Source organism: Longirhabdus pacifica (assembly GCF_004115085.1).
GTDB classification, from domain to species: domain Bacteria; phylum Bacillota; class Bacilli; order Paenibacillales; family DSM-105158; genus Longirhabdus; species Longirhabdus pacifica.
The window spans coordinates 39132-63053 of sequence record NZ_QXJP01000007.1; the positions used below are offsets into that span (position 1 = coordinate 39132).

At 37.5% G+C, this 23922-nt stretch carries 18 protein-coding genes and 1 pseudogene; 6 read left to right on the top strand and 13 right to left on the bottom strand.

Annotated features, from left to right (window positions below; all coding sequences use genetic code 11):
• Positions 1–129: 129 nt before the first annotated feature.
• Positions 130–882: a class I SAM-dependent methyltransferase gene (locus D1Z92_RS07160; protein WP_128894984.1), complete on the bottom strand. Its 753-nt coding sequence runs from the start codon at positions 880–882 to the stop codon at positions 130–132.
• A 200-nt stretch (positions 883–1082) separates the two neighbouring features.
• Here D1Z92_RS07160 and D1Z92_RS07165 point away from each other — a divergent pair, with 200 nt between their 5' ends.
• The 6 genes from D1Z92_RS07165 (at position 1083) to D1Z92_RS07190 (ending at position 11648) form a co-directional block, all read left to right on the top strand.
• Positions 1083–1856: a MerR family transcriptional regulator gene (locus D1Z92_RS07165; protein WP_128894985.1), complete on the top strand. Its 774-nt coding sequence runs from the start codon at positions 1083–1085 to the stop codon at positions 1854–1856.
• A 337-nt stretch (positions 1857–2193) separates the two neighbouring features.
• Entirely contained in the window at positions 2194–3972 is a 1779-nt protein-coding gene (locus D1Z92_RS07170; RefSeq protein ID WP_128894986.1) for a S9 family peptidase, read from the top strand.
• Between the two features lie 94 nt (positions 3973–4066).
• Positions 4067–5845 (top strand): S9 family peptidase, encoded by a 1779-nt coding sequence (locus tag D1Z92_RS07175; protein ID WP_128894987.1) that lies wholly within the window; start codon positions 4067–4069, stop codon positions 5843–5845.
• Between the two features lie 188 nt (positions 5846–6033).
• Positions 6034–7812: a S9 family peptidase gene (locus D1Z92_RS07180; RefSeq protein WP_128894988.1), complete on the top strand. Its 1779-nt coding sequence runs from the start codon at positions 6034–6036 to the stop codon at positions 7810–7812.
• Positions 7813–7991: 179 nt separating this feature from the next.
• Positions 7992–9770 carry a S9 family peptidase gene (locus tag D1Z92_RS07185; RefSeq protein ID WP_128894989.1) on the top strand — a complete coding sequence of 593 codons (1779 nt, stop codon included), beginning with the start codon at positions 7992–7994 and terminating at the stop codon, positions 9768–9770.
• 99 nt (positions 9771–9869) lie between these two features.
• Positions 9870–11648 carry a S9 family peptidase gene (locus D1Z92_RS07190; RefSeq protein WP_128894990.1) on the top strand — a complete coding sequence of 593 codons (1779 nt, stop codon included), beginning with the start codon at positions 9870–9872 and terminating at the stop codon, positions 11646–11648.
• A 169-nt stretch (positions 11649–11817) separates the two neighbouring features.
• Here the strand turns inward: D1Z92_RS07190 and D1Z92_RS07195 are convergent, their stop codons facing one another.
• From D1Z92_RS07195 to D1Z92_RS07250, 12 genes and pseudogenes are all read right to left on the bottom strand, one after another.
• Positions 11818–13404 (bottom strand): catalase, encoded by a 1587-nt coding sequence (locus D1Z92_RS07195; protein WP_128895129.1) that lies wholly within the window; start codon positions 13402–13404, stop codon positions 11818–11820.
• A gap of 148 nt (positions 13405–13552) precedes the next feature.
• Positions 13553–14007 (bottom strand): annotated as a pseudogene (locus D1Z92_RS07200) (class I SAM-dependent methyltransferase).
• 34 nt (positions 14008–14041) lie between these two features.
• Complete coding sequence (locus D1Z92_RS07205; RefSeq protein WP_128894991.1) at positions 14042–14797, bottom strand: metallophosphoesterase family protein; 756 nt, start codon at positions 14795–14797, stop codon at positions 14042–14044.
• Between the two features lie 40 nt (positions 14798–14837).
• On the bottom strand, positions 14838–15686 hold the full coding sequence (locus tag D1Z92_RS07210; protein WP_306438811.1) for a PHP domain-containing protein: 849 nt from the start codon (positions 15684–15686) through the stop codon (positions 14838–14840).
• 405 nt (positions 15687–16091) lie between these two features.
• Positions 16092–16985 (bottom strand): selenium metabolism-associated LysR family transcriptional regulator, encoded by an 894-nt coding sequence (locus tag D1Z92_RS07215; RefSeq protein ID WP_128894993.1) that lies wholly within the window; start codon positions 16983–16985, stop codon positions 16092–16094.
• 23 nt (positions 16986–17008) lie between these two features.
• Complete coding sequence (locus D1Z92_RS07220) at positions 17009–17446, bottom strand: hypothetical protein (protein ID WP_128894994.1); 438 nt, start codon at positions 17444–17446, stop codon at positions 17009–17011.
• Between the two features lie 138 nt (positions 17447–17584).
• Positions 17585–17848: a YlbG family protein gene (locus D1Z92_RS07225; RefSeq protein ID WP_128894995.1), complete on the bottom strand. Its 264-nt coding sequence runs from the start codon at positions 17846–17848 to the stop codon at positions 17585–17587.
• Between the two features lie 16 nt (positions 17849–17864).
• A complete protein-coding gene (locus tag D1Z92_RS07230; protein ID WP_128894996.1) occupies positions 17865–18305 on the bottom strand; it encodes a YlbF/YmcA family competence regulator in 441 nt (146 codons plus the stop codon).
• Positions 18306–18453: 148 nt separating this feature from the next.
• Positions 18454–20280 carry a hypothetical protein gene (locus tag D1Z92_RS07235; protein WP_128894997.1) on the bottom strand — a complete coding sequence of 609 codons (1827 nt, stop codon included), beginning with the start codon at positions 20278–20280 and terminating at the stop codon, positions 18454–18456.
• Entirely contained in the window at positions 20258–21958 is a 1701-nt protein-coding gene (locus tag D1Z92_RS07240) for a DNA repair helicase XPB (RefSeq protein ID WP_128894998.1), read from the bottom strand. The genes D1Z92_RS07235 and D1Z92_RS07240 overlap by 23 nt, the downstream gene beginning before the upstream one ends.
• Before the next feature lie 121 nt (positions 21959–22079).
• A complete protein-coding gene (locus D1Z92_RS07245) occupies positions 22080–22502 on the bottom strand; it encodes a CBS domain-containing protein (RefSeq protein WP_128894999.1) in 423 nt (140 codons plus the stop codon).
• Between the two features lie 110 nt (positions 22503–22612).
• Positions 22613–23788 carry a M20 family metallopeptidase gene (locus D1Z92_RS07250; protein ID WP_240666605.1) on the bottom strand — a complete coding sequence of 392 codons (1176 nt, stop codon included), beginning with the start codon at positions 23786–23788 and terminating at the stop codon, positions 22613–22615.
• Between the last annotated feature and the right edge of the window lie 134 nt (positions 23789–23922).

The window sequence follows — 23922 nt, forward strand, 5'->3', positions numbered from 1 at the left end:
ATCAGCACAGTAAAGCAAACATTTCATAAGGATTGATGATATGGCGTATTGTATCCTGTTATTTTATTTATACATCCTATCTACTTCCACGAGTGTACCTTTTGAAAATATCAGTTTATCCATCCCATGTTATACTTTTCCCACATAACTAGTCGTTATATTCGGGAGTGTAATGACACCATCTACACTATGCGTATAAAAAAGTTGCGTTAAAGCCATAACAAACGGTTTGTAGTTCGCATCCGTTGGCTTTGGGGCATACGAAGCAGACAAATTCCTACCAATAAACCCATCTAGATTGCATACGATATGGTTGTCAAAAGACTGTTCCTCAAATTCCCCTTTTTTGAAAAAAGCAGTTAGTTCTGCCCTTTCCTCTTCACTTTTTCCACTAAACCCTGTAAACCCTTCGCAAAATGTTTCGCATAGGCTTCGATTTGCGATCACAATTGGATCATCTTCCACACGATTGTTCCACACTAAAATAACTTTTCCATCACGCTTCAGTATTCTTTGACATTCAATTTTAAATTTATCATGGTCAAACCAGTGAAATGCTTGAGCTACCGTAATAAAATCAATACTATGTTCGGATATACTACTCTGCTCTGCTGTTGCGTTAATAGAAATAAACTTAGGATGATGTTTCAACCTCTTTTCAACACTTAGACGCATTTCCTCATTGGGCTCTACCGCAATCACTTTGTTTCCTTTATGTAATAATTGTTCCGTAAGTATTCCTGTTCCTGAACCTATATCTGCTATGGAATGATGCTCTTGTACACCTAATTGTTGATAGAGATAAGCGATGAATGCTTTTGGATAAGACGGTCTAAACTTTTGGTACATTTCAGATTTCTCATTAAATTTTTTTGTATTCATCCTGTGCTCCTTTCTATAGTTCTTTTATGACGTGTTGACCACATAACTGAAAGCGTTTTCTTTATTGTATCATGGAAAGTAAAGTTTATTTTCAGTATATCATACTTAGATATCTAATATTTTCCAAAAAAATATTAATACAATCGTCTTTACATTTACGCAACGTAAACGTGTAATATCATTTGTAGGAGGTGATCACATTGGAATACACCGTACAAAAACTTGCGAATATAGCTGGTATCAGTGCTCGCACATTAAGATACTACGACGAAATAAATATATTGAAACCAGCAAACATAAACGAATCGGGTTATCGCATTTACGGGGAAGCAGAAGTGGATTGTCTGCAACAAATTTTATTTTACAAAGCATTAGGCGTTCCATTAGATGAAATTAAAATCATCATCACCTCGCCAGATTTTAATGTGACAGCAGCATTGGAGAAACATCTAGAGCAACTTTTACAACAACAAGAACAGCTAGATACACTTATCGCCAATGTAGAAAAAACAATATTAGTAAAGAAAGGAGAAACAACGATGACGGATCAAGAGAAATTTGAAGGATTGAAACAAAAAATGCTAGCAGAAAATGAACAACAATACGGAAAAGAATTAAGGCAAAAGTATGGAGATAAGCAAATAAATCAAACCAATGAAAAATTAAAAAAGATGACCTCAGCACAACATGATGAGCTAAACCAGGTAGAGTCCGCCTTATTCGAAATATTGCATAAAGCAGTTGTAGATGGAGAAGATCCTGCTGGCGAAATGGGACAGAGAGCGGCAACATACCACAAGAAATGGCTATCCTTTTACTGGGAAGCATACAGCAAAGAGGCACATGCAGGCGTAGCGCAAATGTACGTGGAAGATGAACGTTTCACAGCTTATTATGACAAAGACGTGGCAGGAACCGCTGTATTTTTAAGGGATGCCATTTGGTCCTTTGTAGGAAAACAACCTAATGCATAATGTTAAAACCGTCTACAACATGACTACATGTAGATGACTTCAAGATAGAGGAGTCATCTTTTTTTCATACTCCAAAAAACATGGGGTATACACCTTGTTTATGCCATTTCACTTCAATTTTTATTTATAAAAACGTATTGATCTGGCCTAGGCCCCATCTCTTATACTATGATATAAAGATAAGATCAAGATAAAGATAGAATAAAGTTATAGTTAAAACTAAAGCAGTACCAGGAACCATCTCATTTCACCATTTTCATTACATACATGAGTAAGTCATCTACTAGAATACTACTAGCTCATCCTAATAACATTACTTGAACAAAGGAGTGTTACCATGATCACATTTCAAAAAGCAGATGTAGAGAAATTCTTTAGCACAAAATCTATCACGACCTTCTCCATTAATCATGACGAAACACAATGCGTATTCAGCACCAATATCACAGGTAAATATAATTTATGGGCCATGGACTTACCTCAAACTTATCCTTACCAAGTTACCTTTCAAGATCAAAGTACGCAACACATTATTCATGACAAAGAAGGACAGTTTATTATCGTTGGAATGGATTGCGACGGAGACGAAAATACGCAATTGTACGCCATTCCACTACAAGGAGGAGAACTTGTTCCTATCAGTGTAGAAGAAGGTGAAAAGCATAGTAGCCCCATGTTATCTGCTGACGGGAAAAAGCAATATTTCACTTCTACTAAAAACAATCCTACCTACTTAAACTTATACTGCTATGACTTCCAATCGGAAGAAATCTCACTTCTACACGAAGGCCAAGATGCACCTATGGGTGTATTAAGCAAGAGCCCAGATGATAGCAGCTTTGTTTTATTACAATCATCATCCAATTCTGAAGCACAATTAACAGTATTAAAAGACGGAGAATTGCACCCTTTCACCAATACATCTGGAGCGGTATGCAGTGTCGTATACATTAATAAAGATGAAGTGTACTATACCACCACAGAAGGTAGTGATTTTGGATATTTAGCGAAATTGGATATCACATCGATGCAATCTTCGAAAATACTGTCACTAGAAAAAGAAGATTTCAGATCCCTTGCTTTCGATAAAAAAAATAAACGTATTTACATCATTTCGGGAAAAGGAGTCATCGATCACTTATATTGTTACGACCTGCATACTCAAAAGCATACTCATATCCCTCTACCTATCGCCTGTGTCGATAGCATCGAAGTAGCGGAATCTGGCAATCTATATGTATTGGGTCGAAGCGCACACAAACCTCATAATTTGTATAAGAAGAAAGTCAACAGCGAAACATGGACACCATTATCAAACCATAACGTACCCGGTGTTTCTCTTGAACAGATGGTAGATCCAGACGTGATTTCTTATCCTTCTGTAGATGGCTTACAAATCGAAGCGTTACTCTACAAGCCTAAACCTGAAGTAGATAATGGACATGTTATTTTGTGGCCTCACGGTGGGCCGCAATCATGTGAGCGAAAAAGCTTTCGTGCTATTTTCCAATTCATCACCTATGCTGGCTATACCATTTTCGCTCCTAACTTTCGAGGCTCGTCTCATTACGGTCTATCTTTCATGAGAATGGTAGAAAGGAATTGGGGAGCAGAACCAAGACTGGATCATATTGCTGGTTTAGAATACTTGTTTAAGCAAGGGCTGGCAGATCGAGATAAAGTTTTCCTCATGGGTAGAAGTTACGGTGGCTACATGTCCCTCTTACTACATGGTAGACATGCGGATTATTTTAAAGCTGTAGTAGGTATTTGTGGTCCTAGCAATTTATTTTCCTTCATCGACTCCGTACCAGAACATTGGAAACCATTGATGGACAACTGGGTTGGGAATCCAGAGAAAGATAAAGCAATGCTTACAGCCTTTTCTCCTCATACGTATGTGGACGGCATGACCAAACCCATGCTCATCATTCAAGGGGCACAAGATCCTCGCGTCGTGAAAGCGGAATCAGATCAGATCGTGCAATTACTTCGAGATAAGGGGCGAGAAGTACGATATATTATATTTGAAGATGAAGGGCACGATTTTAATAAAAAAGAGAATGAAATGACGTTAAATCGTGAAATTTTGAAGTTTTTCAATTACTATTTGTAATTACTATTTTCATTACATGTCTGCTATTTGCAACCAATAGGAATAAAGTAGTTATATGTACCACCATGTATTCATTAAACAAAGGAGTGTTACTATGATCACATTTCAAAAAACAGATGTAGAAAAATTTTTCAATACAAAATCCATTACCACATTCTCTATTAATCATGACGAAACACAATGTGTATTCAGCACGAACTTTACAGGTAAACAGAATTTATGGGCCATGGACTTACCTCATACTTATCCTTACCAAATCACCTTTCAAGATCAAAGTACCCAGTACATTGTTCACGATAAAAAAGGCGAGTTTATTATTGCTGGTATGGATCGCGATGGAGATGAAAATACGCAATTGTACGCTATTCCACCGCAAGGAGGAGAACTTGTCCCTATCAGTGTAGAAGAAGGTGAAAAGCATAGTAGCCCCATGTTATCTGCTGACGGGAAAAAGCTATATTTCACTTCTACTAAAAACAATCCTACCTACTTTAACTTATACTGCTATGACTTCCAATCGGAAGAAATCTCACTTCTACACGAAGGCCAAGATGCACCTATGGGTGTATTAAGCAAGAGCCCAGATGACAGCAGTTTTGTTTTATTGAAGATATTATCTAACACAGAAGCGAACATGGTGCTTTTGAAAAATGGAGAAGAACATCATATCACCACAACTTCAGTCACGACAGCGGGTGCTGTTTTTACTAGTGATAACGAGTTGTATTATACAACGACTGAAAATGCTGACTTTGGTTACTTAGCGAAATTTGATCTAAACACCATGCAATCTACTACAATATTAGCATTAGAAAAAGAAGACTTTACGTCCCTTTCTTTTGATAAACAAAATCAATGTATTTACATTGTTGCTGGGAAAGGAGTAGTAGATCATTTATATCGTTATGATCTCCATACTCAAAGCCATACCCTTGTATCATTACCTGTGGATTGCTTGGATCAGATCAAAGTAGCGGAATCCGGCAATTTATATGTGTTAGGACGCAGTGCAAACAAACCTCATAACCTGTATATGCAAAAAGTGGAGGGTGAAACGTGGACACCACTATCGAACATAAACGTACCTGGCGTTTCAATTGAAGAAATGGTAGAACCTGACGTCATTTCCTATCCATCTGTGGATGGCTTACAAATTGAAGCATTGCTTTTCAAACCTAAACCTGAAGTAGATAATGGTCATATTATTTTATGGCCTCACGGTGGGCCTCAGGCATCCGAGCGAAAAAACTTTCGCGCACTGTTTCAATTCATCACATACTCTGGCTACACCCTCTTCGCCCCGAACTTCCGTGGCTCATCAGATTACGGTTTATCTTTCATGAAGATGGTAGAAAGAAACTGGGGAGCAGAACCAAGACTAGACAATATTGCAGGCTTAGAGTACTTATTTGAGCATGGTCTAGCAGAGCGAGATAAAGTATTTCTTATGGGCGGAAGCTACGGCGGTTACATGGCGCTCTTGCTACATGGCAGACATAGTGAATATTTTAAAGCCATAGTAGATATTTGCGGTCCTAGCAATTTATTTTCCTTCATCGATACCGTACCAGAACATTGGAAACCACTAATGGACAAGTGGGTCGGTAATACAGAGAAAGATAAAGACCTGCTTATGGAGTTTTCCCCACATACATATGTCGACGGTATGACAAAACCAATGATGATTATCCAAGGTGCAAACGACCCACGCGTTGTAAAAGCGGAATCAGATCAAATTGTGCAGCAATTGAAAGACAAAGGGCGAGAAGTAAAATATATCGTCATGGAAGATGAAGGTCACGGTTTTAGTAAGAAAAAAAATGAAATCAAAGTATATCGTGAAATCTTGAAGTTTTTCAATTCATTTTTGTAATGAGCTAGTGATTGAACTAGTAATGAATCATTGATTAATTAGTAACGAGTTAATATGGAGTGAATACATCATAAAGGGCAGTATACACTGTCCTTTATTCCACCCAAACATGTTGGAATGGACACACTACATCAGGAAAATTTTATACAAACATATTATTAAAATCAAAAAAATGAAGGAGGATTATTATGATTACATTTGAAAAAACAGGCGTGGAAAAATTTCTGAATACAAAGTATATCTCCATGTTTTCTATTAATCACGATGAGACACAATGTGTATTTAGTACGAACATTACAGGTCAATTTAATGTATGGGCAATGGATTTACCGGATACGTATCCGTATCAGATCACATTTCAAGATCAAAGCTGTCAATATATTACACATGACAAAGAAGGCAAATTTATTATTGTAGGAATAGACCAAGACGGAGACGAAAACACACAATTATATGCCGTTCCACCGCAAGGAGGAGAAATCGTTCCTGTTAGTGTAGAAGAAGGGGAAAGACATATTAATCCTATCCTATCAGATGATGGACAAAAGTTATACTACACTTCCACTAAAAACAACCCATCCTATTTAAATCTATACTGTCAAGACTTTCGCAGTGGGGAAATTACACTCATTCATGAAGGAAAAGATTTTCCAACTCATGTATTAAATATGAACCCAGATGAAAGCTGTTTCGTTCTATTAAAAGGATTATCGAGATCTGAAAACGAGATGATCCTTTTAAAAGACGGAAAAGAAGTGACATTCAGTTATACTTCTTATGATGCATACAGTACTGTGTTTACTACAAACAACGAATTATATTATACAACGACAGCAGGTGCGGATTTTGGTTATTTAGCCAAATTAGATCTCACTACGATGCAGTCTACAACAATATTGTCACTAGAAAATGAAAATCTCAAAACGATCTCCTTCGATAAAAAACATAACCTCCTTTACATCGTTGCTAGCAAAGGCGTAGTAGATCAATTATATCAATACGACCTCACGTCTAACTTACATACCCTTGTACCTATGCCTGTCGATTGCGTGGACAGTATCAAAGTAGCGGAATCTGGCAATGTATACGTATTAGGCAGCACAGCAACCAAACCAGAAAACATGTATATGAAAAAAGTAGATGCTAATGAGTGGACGTCGTTAACTCATCATAAAGTGCCTGGTGTTACTACGGAAGAAATGATAGAGCCAGATATTATTACCTACCCTTCTGTAGATGGATTAGAGATCGAAGCATTACTGTACAGACCGAAACCAGAAGTAGATAACGGACATGTTATTTTATGGCCTCACGGTGGGCCGCAAGCATCTGAACGAAAAATGTTTACAGCCTTATTTCAGTTGTTGCCTTACTGTGGGTTTAGTGTGTTTGCTCCAAATTTTAGAGGTTCATCGGGTTACGGTTTATCTTTTATGCAAATGGTGGAAAGGAACTTTGGCGGTGAACCCAGACTAGACAACATTGCAGGGTTAGAATACTTATTTGAACAAGGACTAGCAGAGCGAGACAAAGTATTTGTTATGGGCGCAAGTTATGGAGGCTACATGGCACTCTTACTTCACGGTATGCATAGTGACTATTTTAAAGCCATTGTGGACATGTGTGGCCCAAGCAATTTATTTTCCCTTATTAATACGGTACCAGATCATTGGAAACCAGTAATGGATAAATGGGTTGGACATCCAGTAAAGGATAAAGACATGCTAACGAAATTTTCGCCAGATACGTATATAGACGGTATGACCAAACCAATGATGATTGTTCAAGGGGCCAATGACCCTCGTGTCGTGCAAGCCGAATCCGATCAAATTGTACAGCAGCTGAGAGATAAAGGGCGGGAAGTAGAATATCTTCTATTTGAAGATGAAGGTCATGGTTTTGCTAAAAAAGAAAACGAAATTAAATTGTATCGGGAAGTCTTAAAGTTTTTTAACAAGTATATGTAATACAGTGCAGCTAGTAATGAATGAGTGACGAGTGAACATTGGATGAATACATCATAAAGGGCAGTATACACTATGCTTCATTCCATCCAAACATGTTGGGAAACATGTTGAAATTGACATACTATATTAGACCAATCTAATATAAACATATTATTTAAATTGTATAGAGGAGTGTTATTATGATTACATTTAAAAAAGCAGGCATAGAAAAATTTATGAATACAAAGAGTATAAAGACGTTTTCTATCAATCATGACGAGACACAATGTGTATTCAGCACGAACATCACAGGTAAATTCGATTTGTGGGCAATGGACTTACCCGATACGTACCCTTACCAAATTACGTTCCAAAATCAAAGCTGTCAATATATTCAACACGACAAAGAAGGGAAATTTATCATTGTAGGAATAGACCAAGATGGAGACGAGAACACACAACTGTATGCCATTCCACCGCAAGGAGGGGAAGTCGTTCCGGTAAGTGTAGAAGAAGGAGAAAAGCATGCTGACCTTATCCTATCCGATGACGGACAAAGATTATATTACACTTCCACTAAAAACAATCCATCGTATTTAAATCTATACTGTCAAGACTTTCGCAGTGGTCAAACTACCCTTATTCATGAAGGAAAAGATTTTCCCACTTTTTTATTAAATGTAAGCGCAGATGAGCGCTGTTTCGTTCTATTAAAAGTATCATCCAATACAGAAACCGAGATGGTACTACTAAAAGATGGGGAAGCAATCTCCTTTACTCATACTTCTGGTGAATTGTGCAGTACCATCTTCACCACAAACAACGAATTATATTATAGAACGACAGAAGGAGCTGATTTTGGTTATTTAGCCAAATTAGATCTCACTACGATGCAATCTACGAAAGTATTGTCATTAGAAAAAGAAGATATTAAAAATATCTACTTCGATAAAAAACATAACCTCCTATACATCGTTGCTAGCAAAGGCGTAGTAGATTGCTTATATCAATACGATCTTACGACAAACATACATACCCTTGTACCTATGCCTGTAGATTGTGTAAACAGTCTCAAAGTTGCCGAATCTGGAAATGTATACGTACTAGGCAGCACGGCAACCAAACCACAGAACATGTATATGAAAAAAGTGGATCATGATGATTGGAGATCATTAAGCAATAATACCGTGCCTGGTGTTTCTATAGAAGAAATGGTAGAGCCAGATATTATTACCTACCCTTCTGTAGATGGATTAGAAATTGAAGCATTACTGTACAGACCAAAGCCAGAAGTAGATAATGGTCATATTATTTTGTGGCCGCACGGTGGACCACAGCATTCTGAAAGAAAAAGTTTTGTAAATTTGTTTCAGTTCTTACCTTACTGTGGGTTTAGTTTTTTCGCACCAAATTTTCGAGGTTCATCAAACTACGGTTTATCTTTCATGAAGATGGTGGAAAGGAATTGGGGAGGAGAACCGAGGTTAGACAATATTGCAGGGTTAGAATACTTATTTGAACAAGGATTAGCAGAGCGCGATAAAGTATTTCTGATGGGCGGAAGCTACGGTGGTTACATGGCACTCTTACTTCACGGCATGCATGGTGATTATTTCAAAGCCGTTGTAGATATTTGCGGTCCTAGCAACTTATTTTCGTTAGCAAATTCGGTACCAGAGTTTTGGAAACCAATGATGGATAAGGCTATTGGAAATCCAGAAAAAGATAAAGACATGCTAACGAAATTTTCACCAGATACGTATATAGACGGTATGACCAAGCCGATGATGGTTGTCCAAGGGGCCAATGACCCTCGTGTCGTGCAAGCCGAATCCGATCAAATTGTACAGCAGCTAAGAGATAAAGGTCGAGAAGTAGAATATCTTCTTTTTGAAGATGAAGGTCATAATTTTACTAAAAAAGAAAACGAAATTAAATTGTATCGGGAAATTACAAAATTCTTTAACAAGTATATGTAATACAATAGTCTTGAATTTGATTAAATTACCTTTTATAGAAACATGAATTAAACTACCTGTATGTATGATGATATATTATTGGAATAAAGGAGTGTTACCATGATTACATTTGAAAAAACAGACGTAGAAAAATTTCTGAACACAAAGACTATTGCGAATTTTTCTATCAATCATGATGAGACACAATGTGTATTCAGCACCAACATCACAGGTAAGTTTAATTTATGGGCAATGGATTTACCCGATACGTATCCTTACCAGATCACGTTTCAAGATCAAAGCTGTCACTATATTAGACACGACAAAGAAGGGAAATTTATCATTGTAGGAATAGACCAAGATGGAGACGAGAACACACAACTATATGCCATTTCACCGCAAGGAGGAGAAGTCGTTCCTGTAAGTGTAGAAGAAGGGGAAAAACATGCTGACCTTATCCTATCCGATGACGGACAAAGACTATATTACACTTCCACTAAAAACAATCCATCGTATTTAAATCTATACTGTCAAGACTTTCGCAGTGGGGAAATTACACTTATTCATGAAGGAAAAGATCTTCCCATTGATTTAAAAAATGTAAGCCCTGATGAGCGCTGTTTCGTTCTATTAAAATCATCATCGAATACAGAAACTGAGATGGTATTACTAAAAGACGGGGAAGAAATCTCTTTTACTCATACTTCTGGTGAAATATGCAGTAATGTGTTCACCAACAACAACGAATTATACTATACAACGACAGAAGGTGCTGACTTCGGTTATTTAGCCAAATTGGATCTCACTACCATGCAATCTACGAAAATATGGTCATTGGAAAAAGAAGATATTAAAAATATCTCTTTCGATAAAAAACGTAACTTCCTTTACGTCGTTGCTGGCAAAGGGGTAGTAGATTGCTTATATCAATACGATCTCACGACTAACATACATACCCTTGTTTCCATGCCTATAGATTGTGTAACCAGTCTCAAAGTTGCCGATTCTGGAAATGTATACGTACTAGGCAGCACGGCAACGAAACCAGAAAACATCTATATGAAAGAAGTGGGTCGAGACGATTGGTCATCATTAAGTAATAATACTGTGCCTGGTGTTTCTATAGAAGAAATGATAGAACCAGATATTATTACCTACCCTTCTGTAGATGGATTAGAAATCGAAGCATTACTGTACAGACCGAAACCAGAAGTAGATAATGGTCATGTTATTTTGTGGCCGCACGGTGGACCACAGTCCTCTCATAGAAAAGATTTTTTTGCTTTGTTTCAGTTCTTACCTTACTGTGGGTTTAGTTTCTTTGCACCGAATTTTCGAGGTTCATCGGATTACGGTTTATCTTTCATGAAGATGGTGGACAGAAATTGGGGAGGAGAACCGAGGTTAGACAATATTGCAGGCTTAGAATACTTATTTGAACAAGGATTAGCAGAGCGCGATAAAGTATTTCTGATGGGCGGAAGCTACGGTGGTTACATGGCACTCTTACTTCACGGTATGCATGGTGATTATTTTAAAGCCGTTGTAGATATTTGCGGTCCTAGCAACTTATTTTCGTTTGTAAATTCGGTACCAGATCATTGGAAACCAATAATGGATAAGGCTGTTGGAAATCCGGAAAAAGATAAAGACATGTTAACGGAACACTCTCCACATACGTATGTAGACGGTATGACCAAGCCAATGATGATTGTCCAAGGGGCCAATGACCCTCGTGTCGTGCAAGCCGAGTCCGATCAAATTGTACAGCAGCTGAGAAATAAAGGTCGAGAAGTAGAATATATTCTATTTGAAGATGAAGGTCATGGTTTTGCTAAAAAAGAAAACGAAATTAAATTGTATCGGGAAATTACAAAATTCTTTAACAAGCATATGTAGCACAACCATCCGCACAAAGTCATCTAGTATAATATAATTACAATTCATTCATGTGAATCAACATATAAATACGTCTACAGTATAAACAGCATGCATTCATTACACACCAACATAATCAGATGGATAGTATCCATCTGATTATGTTTTACTATTTGCATCTAAATAAACCTTAATAAGGATCTGCTTCGTGTCCTTTTTTCTCCGCTTCTTGCACTGCCTCACTTGCTCCTGTATTCCCTATTGGCCCTCTACTTGATGAATGATTTTTATTTGTGTCTTTCAGTCCCTCAGCAACACGATGACCATAGTCACGATCACAAGCGGTAAAGTGTTCAACCATCTTATGTTGAATATGTTCCTCACATGGTGCTAATGTCGTAACTAAATTTTGTATTAACTCATTTCGTTCCCAGTCTTCAAACAGTCTATATCTTTCCCCTGCTTGTTTGTAGTCATTAGTACGATCAATACTTTCCCTCACCAAGTTCCCTTCAACGTGAGGTGTATGATCATCTCCTTCTTGCTTTGCTTCTTTTAGTCCTCCTAATGACGAAGGTTCATAATTAACATGAGGGTTCTGACCAGGAGATAAATCAACATGATATTCCATTTGACCATCTCGTTGATTTGTCGCCACATGTTTCCGTGGCGCATTTATTGGCAACTGCAAATAATTTGTTCCTACTCGATAACGCTGTGTATCAGAATAAGAAAAGGTTCTACCCTGTAGCAGTTTATCGTCAGAAAAATCCAACCCGTCTACTAGTACGCCGGTTCCAAATGCAGCTTGTTCCACTTCGGCAAAGTAATTGACTGGATTGCGATCCAATACCATCTTTCCAACAGGTAGAAAAGGAAATTGATCTTCCGGCCACAGTTTAGTTGGATCTAGTGGATCAAAATCTAATTCAGGATGTTCATCATCACTCATGATTTGTACGCAAAGTTCCCATTCCGGATATTCTTCCCGCTCAATAGCTTCATACAAATCTTGCGTTGCATGATTGAAATTTTTACCTTGTACATCTTCTGCTTCTACTTGTGTTAAATTTTTAATTCCTTGCTGCGGTTCCCAGTGATATTTTACAAGAACCGCTTCACCATCTTGGTTTACCCATTTGTATGTATTGACACCTGAGCCTTGCATTTCTCTATAATTTGCTGGTATTCCCCACGGAGAAAATAAGAAAGTGACCATATGCATCGCTTCAGGTGTGTTACTAATAAAGTCAAATATACGTTCGCCATCTTGAATATTCGTCACTGGATCAGGTTTAAAAGCGTGTACAAGATCAGGAAATTTTAGCGGATCACGAATAAAGAAAACTTTAAGATTGTTTCCCACTAGATCCCAGTTGCCATCTTCCGTATAAAATTTCACAGCAAACCCTCTTGGATCACGCAGCGTTTCTGGGGAATGTCCACCATGAATAACACTCGAAAATCTGACAAAAACAGGTGTTTGTTTTCCTTTCTGTTGAAACAATTTTGCACGAGTGTATTTCGATACAGGCTCATCTCCTACTGTTCCATATGTTTCAAAATATCCATGTGCTCCAGCCCCTCTAGCATGTACAACACGTTCAGGAACACGCTCACGATCAAAATGAGTAATTTTCTCAAGAAAATGATAATTTTCTAACGTCATAGGACCTCTATTACTCACTGTACGTACGTTTTGATTGTCTGAAACAGGATGTCCTTGCCGTGTCGTTAATGTTTCTTCTTCATGTATATCTTTATTTTTTTCTTCCATCAATACAAAAGCCTCCATTCTGAACCGTTTGTCTTTCATTATTCACATTGAATAAGTATTTTAAACAGTCCAATACACGTTGCTAGTATTGTAAAATGGAAGACTATTTTGTATCATAATTCATTATTTTGTAGGAAATGATTTTCTGTCAAACCAATTTTTCATCCTTCACCGCATCAATAAGCAGCGACGGAAATACCATTTCCCCATTTTGGTTTCTTGGGTCTATTTTTTTAGATCGAAAAATAACCCCATCTCTTTCATCCCAATCATGAAAGTGAAATGTACCTTGCTCATCAAAATACTCCAATAAACAGACTTTAAATCCAGCCTGTTTAAACATCTCAGATAAAGAAATATAGTCATATACTATTTTATGACTTAACAAATTTTAGCTCCCTCTATTCCCTCTTCATATGTAAGATGCTCCCATATATGCTCTGCTAGAATAGCAGTGACAGAATTATAGTTGAAACGCTTGCTCCAAGTGGACTGATCTATCAAGTTCAACTCGTTTTCCTGTGTATGTATCCAACCTGGGTTGTTGTTGAATTCCCCTGCACCGATAACGACTCTGATTTCATTATCCTTTGATTTTAGCACGCCCTTCTATCTCCTTTATTGTTTTAAACTTTCACTATTGTCTTCTTGCTAAATTTTCTAATAACTCCATCCCTTTTGCTTTTGTCAGAACATTGAATACGTTTGTCTCTATAAATTCCTCAGCATGTGGACTGGCACTGTCTGTGATTTGCTGTGCTGCTTTTTCTTTATTGTACAACGTGCGTTTAAACTCATAACCTTCAGAGCTAAGTAAAAGCCAGTAAGCTCCGGGCTGATCAGCAAAAGGCATGCCTACACTACCAGAATTAAGAACGGTATGAATTCCTACTTGCTGTTTAAATTGAATATGAGTATGGCCACAAACAACATAACGTTGATCCACACCATCAAAAATACTTGTAAGTTTCTGCATCGAAGTATGGGGTGTAAAGATGTGCTCGTCACTCTGTGGAGTCGCATGGCAAAACAAAATATCTCCTAAATCTTCTAAATGGATCGTTATTACTTCTGGTAATTGGGAAAGAAAATCACAGTGAGATTGCTTCATCTGCTTAGCAACCCAAAGTTGCTTCTCTCTTCCCTTCTCATACATTTGGTGAAGCGGATCACCGCCATAAGCCAGAACCACTTCACGATCTCCATTTCCACGAATAAAACGAACTTTGTCACCTAGCTGTAGTAAACGTTCTAACGTTTCAATAGGCATTGGCCCAGAAACAATATCTCCACCAATAACGATAAGATCGGGCTGTACATTATTCAGCTCTTCCAGCACAGCGTTCAGTGCTGGTAGATTTCCATGAATGTCATAAAGTGCAGCAATTTTCATCTCTTACACTCCTCCTTCACCGTTATATCTCAATAATAAATTAACATTGCTTTGCTGCCTGTTTTAACGCTGTGACAACATCATAGGATACGGTTTTCCCACCTAACGGGCCATGAAATACTTCACCTTGTCTTGTCCCATGGAAATCTGATCCTGCGGTCATAATCAAATGATGCTGCTTTGCCATTTTTTTGTATTTGACTTCGTCCTCTGAGGTATGATCAGAATGGTATACTTCTAAGCCATCCACTCCATAGCGAATGAAACGCTCCACCATCTCATCCGCATCATACAAGCCCGGGTGTGCAATAACCGCTGCTCCTCCAGCTTCTTTTATCCAATCCAACGCTGTTGCAGGATGAATGCGCTCAATTTGCGCATATGCCTTCCCATCTTTAGATAAGTAGAGATCGAAAGCTTCGCGCAAATTTGCAACAATACCTTTTTTCACAAGCATATCTGCAATATGAGGTCTCCCTACAGAATCTTGTGTTTCTCCTTCTTTATTTACTAACTTTCGAATTTCATCTAGTGATATATCCATGCCTAAGCTAGATAAATTCTGTATTATTTTTTCATTTCTTTTTTGTCTTGTTTGGCGAAGATTGCTTATGCGCGTAAGAAATTGCTCATTTTTCCAATCCATAAAATAGCCTAAAATGTGAAATTCATGTCCTCTTGCTGCGGTGCTGATTTCAATACCAGGGATGACCTCTATTCCTTGTTTTTTTCCCTCTGATATCGCCTCTGCTATTCCACCAACCGTATCATGATCTGTAATAGCCACAGCATGTAGCCCGGCTTCTTTAGCTAGTTTCACGACAGAGGAAGGAGATTCTTTACCGTCCGATGCAGTAGTATGTGTATGTAAGTCCACTTGTTGTAACAAAATGATTGTATTCCTCCTTCTATGTTGTGCTGTAAATAGTGTAACTTTTAGGTACCAAAATAAGCGGTATGTGACATAGGTTGAGTGAGTACAACCTATTACCGCTTACATAACCTTTAGGCATCCAAAGGCTAAGCATAGCTTAGCTTTTTTTCTTATGCTTTCGAAGTGGCTTTGCTTTGGTAAGCCTGTAGGATCCAGCTAAGCAAGCTTAGCTTTTTATCCTTATGCTTTCGATGTGGCTTAGCCAAGCTAAGCCTGTAGGAATCAGTGAAACACAGTTTCACTTTTTTTCCTCATGCTTTCGAAGTGGCTAAGCTATGCTTAGCCTGTAGGAATCAGTGAAACACAGTTTCACTTTTTTTCCTCATGCTTTCGACGTGGCTTAGCGAAGCTAAGCCTGTGCTAAGCCTTTCGTATAAATGTTAGGAAGGTTAATGCTTCAATCGGTAGCATGGAAGCATCGATGTAAATGGCAAAAAAACGACGTGTAAAGGAGCAACCCTCAATTCGTCGTGTTTGCAATATGCCAAGTTCCACTTCATGCTTTACTGATGAGTCAGATAAAATAGCAATGCCTAACCCAGACTCTACTGCGGATTTAACTGCTCCAGTGCTTCCTAATTCCATTGCAATATGTATTTGCTCCAAATTAATATGATGCTTACGAAATTCATCTTCCATTATTCGTCTTGTTCCAGATCCTTGCTCACGCAAAATAAATGGATAGTCTAGTACATCTTGAATGCAAATTTGTTCTTTTTTTGCTAATGGATGATTTTTAGGCATAACTAACATTAACTCATCTCGCAAGACTGCCTCTGTATGCAATTGTGGATTATCAATCGGCGCTTCCACTAATCCGAAATTCAATTTATAGTTTAAGATATCTTCCACAATCTGTGCCGTATTCATCACTTTCATACCGACGGATATATGTCCATGTTGTTCGTAGAACGATTTAAGCAGTGGAGGTAAGATATATTCTCCGATGGTTAAACTTGCACCAAGGTCCAATCTTCCCTTCAATCGATTGGTATAATGCGCCATCGCATTATCTGTTTCTTTCATTAAATCAATACTGCGTTTTGCATAGGGAAGAAGAACTTGTCCTGCCTCTGTGAGTGATACTTTTTTCGTTGTCCTTATAAACAATTGTGAACCTATATGCTCTTCTAATGTTTGAATTTGCATCGTTACTGCCGGCTGCGTCATATGTAAGGAATAGGCGGCGGCAGAGAAATTCCCTTTTTGTGCCACCGTATAAAATATATGAAGCTGGTGAAAATTCATAGCCACTTCCAACAACTCCTTTGTTCACTTTACCTTTTCTTCCGATAATTTTTTATCAAAGTCATTCTTCTAGAGTGGCGGAGCCATGAATAGTATGATTTTAGATCACGAAGCTCTATCGTTTCTGACATTTTCCCTAGAAAGGTAACAACGATTAATTTGTGCAATGGATTTCCAGAAATATCAAACTCATCTTTTAAAACGGAGAACTCAACAACCATAACTAAATCATTCTCTACTAAAAATACTTCTTTTTCATTCGGATAGTAAGGACTTACATTCCCATTTTTTAATTGCTCCCACATATAGTTGCAAATATGTTCGATGCTTGTTTCTTTATCGTCAATGCGATCCTTCCAGCGAAAATGTGCATGATTCGTAATAAACACATCTGCTATTTTTTTATCACCTAACTCCACATAAAATGGTTCGTACGTACTCCAGCGATTCATGATCTTGTCCCTCATACTATCATCTCCTTTCCAATTTTGACTATTATCATTCTATTAATAGAAGTCCTTTGATATGTTATTCGTCTTTCTCATTGGTCTTTTGTAGTAGATCTTTTGTAATAGATGTTTGGTTATTTTTCTTATAGTCTAGAATTAAAAAACAAAAAACTTCGTTTTATCTGCAATATTGCCATCGTAAGTTGTTTTTAAATGCTTACGATAAGAAGGTTCTACACCAGTAACAAACGGCAGCTTCATTAATTTATGTTGAATTTCTTCCATTTTATCTTCAAATACATACAAAACGGCATAATCCATTTTTTTAGAAACATAATGTACCATTCCATATTTTTCAAGTACTCGAGTGTTTTTCATATCTTGAAACCATATTATTAATCCATTACGTTTAGGAAACATGCTCTTCCCCCTTTATTTACCCACATTTCCCGCTACATGATCCACCAGTAGAACACCCTTCATCTAGTTGTAACGTATTAGATGGGACTTTAATCGTAGGTGATACGGTATGGGCAATATTTTTTGCTATGGAATACAACAAATCATCTAGTTCTTCTTCCACGGCTTTAAATTGCTTTACTAAATCATATTGATTCACTTTCTCTTCTACATCTTTCACTTCTTGTATTCCTTTATGATAATCAGGATGATATTGTCCGAAGCGCTCGTACTCTGCAAATTTTTCTTTCTGTTTATCTAACTCTTTGATTGCTTCTTGTATAGTCTCATCATTGCGCAACAATGATTTAAGCGCTAAATAACGATCTAGTACTTCAGAATGGTTAACCATATCTGCAAGTTCATATGCATTGATCATCAAACGAGAAACATCAAACTTTTGATCTAATGAATCCATCCATTGCCCTCCTGCAAGTTTAATATTTATGGTATGATCTTTATTTGTGATCAAATATATAGAAAGGTATTAAAGGTATTAACTCTAAGCTTACAACAATTTTTTTCTTTTTTCTACAATCTAAATGAATAATTAAACAAAAAACAAATTATTTATTTTTATCATTCATTCCTGGTAAAATTAATTTTATTTCTTGCCAATCACTACTGTGAAATGACAATTGGCCTCTTCCCTTGATATTCCCCTCTACTTTCCAAGCTTGATCGCATTTTGTTAATCTTTTCGGTACAAAATATACATTCTCATCTTTATGCCTCACCATTATATACGTATGAAGATGAAGCGCAGTTTCAATTATTTGTACATTTATTGCAATATGGTACTTTCGATATGCATGCATCCAGTGCGAGGGAATGACGTGAGGATAAGCATATATATCGTCAAACGTGAGATATTTTTTCTCAATAGATCCTTGAAAATCCTTATACCTACTATATAATATACTGTTTATTTCTTGTGAATCCAACATGTAATTGTATACATCTATGGCTTCAGCTGACTGACATGAGTTTGAAAACAATAAAGGTACATGCTGATATTGCTGCCGTTGACTCGTCATTTCATGCATGTTATGTGTATGTATGGAGCCATGATTGGTATTGTGAGCATCCCTACTCCAATCCATCATACATTTTTCTACATTTTTAGGTAAACCATATTTGGATACTTGTTGTAAAAAGGAACACAGATAGTTGCCGTCTCGACCCGCTAAGCAAGCTTTCATTACACTATTTTTTGTAATTTTATATTGCTGATCCTGCTTTTCTGTCATTAACTGCAATTCAAACTGTACATCTAATTGTAAATGTGGAGGCTTCAATAAGGAGAAATCACTTTGCAAATATAGCATGGCTATGCGTTTTTTTTCCGAAAGCGATATATAAAGATCGTCGTGTTCATCATAATGTAACAGAACACAGTCCAGAGCTTGCAACGGTTTTAAACAACGTAAATGAAATTGTGTCAGTATCTCATCTTCTAGTTGGTCATCTTTCCACTTTAGTTCTTTTCTCACTTGGTTCATGATGTCTGCAACAGCGTAACATGAATGAGGAGAAAGTAGTGGAATAATAGAAAGTAGGTGCTGAACATAAATAGTACTGGGATAAAACACTTCATGAATGAATTTTTCCATCCATATTTGATGCTCCTGCTCTGATCCTTGCAACCATTCATTGCAAACAGAAGGTTGTATATGTAATTGATCATCTGATATGCTTGTTAGTCCTAAACGGAGACTATAATCTAACAGCACAGCAACATAAGGAGGGTAAGATGCATATTTTTCTTCTTTGAATTTAACAAATTGAAAATGTTCATCTAAGGACCGAATTTCTTGTTGCAGCATATGCGTGATACGCTTGGGCAATACCCCTTTTTTAGTTAACGTAATAGGTTGATATTGTACGAACTGCAAGATTGTAATTACATCTTCCATAAATCCATCACAGCTTATCATGTCATTATCCATCGTATTCTCTTTCGCAATAGATGAAAAGTGATCTTCCAATGAAAAACATACAGAAAACCAATGAGATACTAAATCTTGTGGCAAAATGAACCATCGTTCTTGTTGACGATGACGGTGGAAAACATATAGCATGCCAAGCTGACTCAATTGAATGACAGCTGCTTTTAATTCTGCCCCAGCTACATCATCTATGTCACATGCAAGCAGTTGATCTATTGTAAAAAAACTTGCTGGAAAATAGATAAGGATGTATGTAAGGCTTTGTTTTACATAAGGATCTAAGTGCTGAAAAGCTTGCTTTAGCTTAGATTTGTTTTGCAACAACTGCTCGATAGCATCTCCATCTTGCAATAGTGGTTGATACGAAGCATGTTCCCTTATTTGTTGCAACAACGAAAGCGGTATCGTATTTATCCATTCTTCACTGAACAAGGTACATCCCATCCTTCTCATCACCAGATACTTCTTTGATGTCATAAGTATACCCTTGTTCTACTAAAAACAGTTGCCGATGCATGCTGTTTTCCTGCTCTACTGTGTCTTTCGACACTAAACTGTAAAAATGAGCTTCATTGTCTCCTTTTTTTGGTCGCAACACTCTCCCAAGTCGTTGAGCTTCTTCTTGACGTGAGCCAAAGCTTCCAGACACTTGAATGGCCACTGTAGCATTTGGAAGATCAACAGCAAAATTAGCTACTTTAGAGACAATTAATATGTTAAGTTTACCTTGTTTGAATGCATTGTAGTATGCTTCCCTTGTTTCATTATTACTTTTACCATGAATAACAGGTGCTTTCAACACATCTGCAATATGTTCTAACTGGGTAATATACTGTCCTATAATTAATATTTTCTGATGAGCATGATGATGCAAAATACGTTGAATATACTGTAATTTATTACTATTTTCTCCTGCAATACGATGTTTGTATTTCGCAGCGCTTTCCCAATATAGCTTTTGATCTGCTTCAGATAAATCAATACGAACTTCATGACACTGTACTTTGGCAATCCACCCTTTTGCTTCAAGCTCTTTCCAATGCAATTCATAACATTTATGTCCTACTAAAGAAAAAACATCAGTCTCTCGTCCATCTTCCCTAATTAATGTTGCCGTCAAACCTAGGCGTCTCGTGGCTTGTAAATCTGCTGTAGCACGAAACACTGGAGCAGGAAGCAAATGGACCTCATCGTATATTATTAACCCCCACTTTCGACTAGAAAAAAGTTTCATATGTTTAAAATCATGTTGTTTGTCTCTCCTATATGTTAACAATTGGTAAGTTGAGATGGTAATTGGTTTTATTTGCTTATTATCTCCAGTATATTCTCCGATAGCAGACGTGGAAATATTGCATTTGTCTGCAATTTCTCGCTTCCATTGTTTCACCGACGTTTTGTTGGAAGTAAGGATTAACACTTCACATTGTAGCTTTGCCATCGCATATATACCTACCATCGTTTTTCCAGCACCACAAGGAAGATGAACTACACCACTACCAGAAAATATGTTCTTTGAATTTAAAAAAGCTTCCACGGCTTCTTTTTGATAATCACGTATGTGAAACATTTCACCTGAATTCGTGACATCCCGTAATGAAATAGGTAGTTGCTCACTGTCGTCGTATCCTGCTTTATCTATCACGGGATACCCTTTACTTGTCATTACTTTTTTCAATATCCCTCTATTTTGTTTCTTTAACTTCCACTTACCTTCTTTTATTTCTTCTTCTAAAAGAGAGCGAATTTCTTTGTCTTGTACCCAGTCCTGTTCCAATGAGGTGTCGGCGTTGATGTAGAGTGATTCATTCTCTTTATTTATCTGTAATGTTCCATAACGATGCATCATCTTTTGAACTTGTTGAATGACAGAAAGCGGCACTTTCATTTTACAATGGGTGGTCAAAAACTGTTTGATTTCTTCCGCTTTTTTACCCATAGCAGCTGCATTCCAAAGCGATGTGTTTGTAATATGGAATGTGTGGAATTGCTCTGGTGTTTTCATCAAATCGGCAAAGCAAATCAGTTCTTTCCGCATTTGCTCATAGTCAGGATGGTTTACTTCTAGTTGAACGCAGCCGTCCTCTTGTATGATTAGGGCTTTTTCATCGTTAAAATACATGGTGTAACCTCACATATTATTTTTACGAACTAGATAACGAACTGGATGATGCTGATTGTATCCAGTTCGTTTATACCTATATTCATACACGTACGTATTGTAGTAAATACGTTATAATGTCTTAATAGACCCGTTTCTCAGATATTTCACTTAATGCTTCTCCTGCTTCATCCTCAGAGCTTCTGTGCGTTGCAAGATCCCCAATAGACACAACACCTAGTAAACGTTCCTCTTCTACAATCGGTAATCTTCTTATTTGTTCACGTGCCATCATTTGAGATGCTTCATCGATGGAAGTGTCGGGACATGCTGTCGTAATGGAGTTGCTCATTACCTCGTTAACGCTGGTGGAACCAGAATGTTTTTCAGCGTATCCGCGTACAACCAGGTCTCTATCCGTTACAACGCCAACCATTCGATCTCCTTCAACAACAGGAACAAAGCCAATATCATTGTCTTTCATTTTGCATGCTGCTTCGTATAAGCTACTATCTTCTGCAACGGTAACACAATCCGTGCTCATAATATCTCTTAACGTATGCACAACAAAACCTCCTTCAAAAATGTAGTACAGATTACAAGTTTAACTTTCCCATTTTGAAGGAGGAGCATGCACAACAATCATGTTGTATTTATTTATTTTTGAGCAATAGCTTATTTTTCAGCAACATAATCATCCATCATTGCAAGGAATAACATCGCTGCATTGAACATACATTCTTCGTCAATTCTGAATTTAGGATGATGATGAGGGTAAACATACCCTTTCTTTGTATTCGCAGCACCAACAAACATAAAACAGCCAGGTACTTCTTTTAGATAATAGGCGAAATCTTCAGCACCCATCACCGGCTCTGATAACGAAACATGTTCTTTATCAAACATATTATTGGCAACGTCAAAAAAACGTGCAGCCTCTTTCTCATCGTTCACTACAGCTGGGTATCCCATAATGTAATCCAGTTCATGTTTAGCATCAAAAGATGCACAAGTATGCTCCGTCATCATCATGATACGTTGACGAATAAACTGCCTTGTATCTTCTGAAAATGTACGTACAGTACCTTGCATTTCACAAGTATCTGCAATGACGTTAAATGCCGTTCCCGCTTGCAAAGAACCTACCGTGACTACAGCTGGATCTAATGGATTTATATTTCGACTTACAATCGATTGTAATTGCACCGTGAGTTGAGCGCCAATGAGTGTACTATCTATCGTTTGATGGGGCATGGCACCATGTCCACCTTTACCCATTACTTTGATTTTAAATTCATCTGCTGCTGCCATTAATTCACCAGGAGCACTGCTCACTTTTCCCACTTCTAGTGGTGTCCAAATATGCACGCCATATATAACGTCAACGCCATCTAAAGCACCATCTTTAATGAGCGAGATGGCTCCACCAGGTGGTAATTCTTCAGCATGCTGAAATAAAAGTCTTACATGATAAGGTAAATTCGCTTTATTTTCGTTTAATAGTTTTGCTATGCCAAGTAACGTAGCGGTATGCGCATCATGTCCACAAGCATGCATAATTCCTTCATGTTGGGAACGAAATTCAAAATCGCTCTCCTCCGTAATAGGCAATGCATCCATATCGGCTCTTAATGCTATGGTAGGACCGGTATTGTCTGATGTAATATCAGCGATAATGCCGCTCCCCCCTGTTCCAAAACGATATGGGATATTCCATTCTTTTAATTTTTCCGCAACATAATGCGTGGTGTTTTTTTCTTGATACGATAGTTCTGGATACTGATGCATATGTCTACGCCATTCCACCATCTCGGGATATAGCTCCTTGAGTCTTGTCATCCATGTATGCATAGTAAGCCCTCCTTTTCCCATATTGTTTATGCTCACTATTTTACCAGATTTATTGTTCAATGAATATTCTTATCCTTTGCTTGCGCAAGTTGGTTAAACATACTATCATATAATAGAGAGAAAATACAATCAAT

Bases quoted from the DNA above. Each gene is read 5' to 3' on its own strand.
- D1Z92_RS07230 (WP_128894996.1), bottom strand. From the start codon at position 18,305: ATGGATTCATTAGATCAAAAGTTTGATGTTTCTCGTTTGATGATCAAT.
- D1Z92_RS07185 (WP_128894989.1), top strand. From the start codon at position 7,992: ATGATTACATTTAAAAAAGCAGGCATAGAAAAATTTATGAATACAAAG.
- D1Z92_RS07170 (WP_128894986.1), top strand. From the start codon at position 2,194: ATGATCACATTTCAAAAAGCAGATGTAGAGAAATTCTTTAGCACAAAA.
- D1Z92_RS07190 (WP_128894990.1), top strand. From the start codon at position 9,870: ATGATTACATTTGAAAAAACAGACGTAGAAAAATTTCTGAACACAAAG.
- D1Z92_RS07175 (WP_128894987.1), top strand. From the start codon at position 4,067: ATGATCACATTTCAAAAAACAGATGTAGAAAAATTTTTCAATACAAAA.
- D1Z92_RS07240 (WP_128894998.1), bottom strand. From the start codon at position 21,958: ATGTATTTTAACGATGAAAAAGCCCTAATCATACAAGAGGACGGCTGC.
- D1Z92_RS07205 (WP_128894991.1), bottom strand. From the start codon at position 14,797: ATGAAAATTGCTGCACTTTATGACATTCATGGAAATCTACCAGCACTG.
- D1Z92_RS07160 (WP_128894984.1), bottom strand. From the start codon at position 882: ATGAATACAAAAAAATTTAATGAGAAATCTGAAATGTACCAAAAGTTT.
- D1Z92_RS07220 (WP_128894994.1), bottom strand. From the start codon at position 17,446: ATGAGGGACAAGATCATGAATCGCTGGAGTACGTACGAACCATTTTAT.
- D1Z92_RS07225 (WP_128894995.1), bottom strand. From the start codon at position 17,848: ATGTTTCCTAAACGTAATGGATTAATAATATGGTTTCAAGATATGAAA.
- D1Z92_RS07195 (WP_128895129.1), bottom strand. From the start codon at position 13,404: ATGGAAGAAAAAAATAAAGATATACATGAAGAAGAAACATTAACGACA.
- D1Z92_RS07250 (WP_240666605.1), bottom strand. From the start codon at position 23,788: ATGCATACATGGATGACAAGACTCAAGGAGCTATATCCCGAGATGGTG.
- D1Z92_RS07180 (WP_128894988.1), top strand. From the start codon at position 6,034: ATGATTACATTTGAAAAAACAGGCGTGGAAAAATTTCTGAATACAAAG.
- D1Z92_RS07235 (WP_128894997.1), bottom strand. From the start codon at position 20,280: ATGGGATGTACCTTGTTCAGTGAAGAATGGATAAATACGATACCGCTT.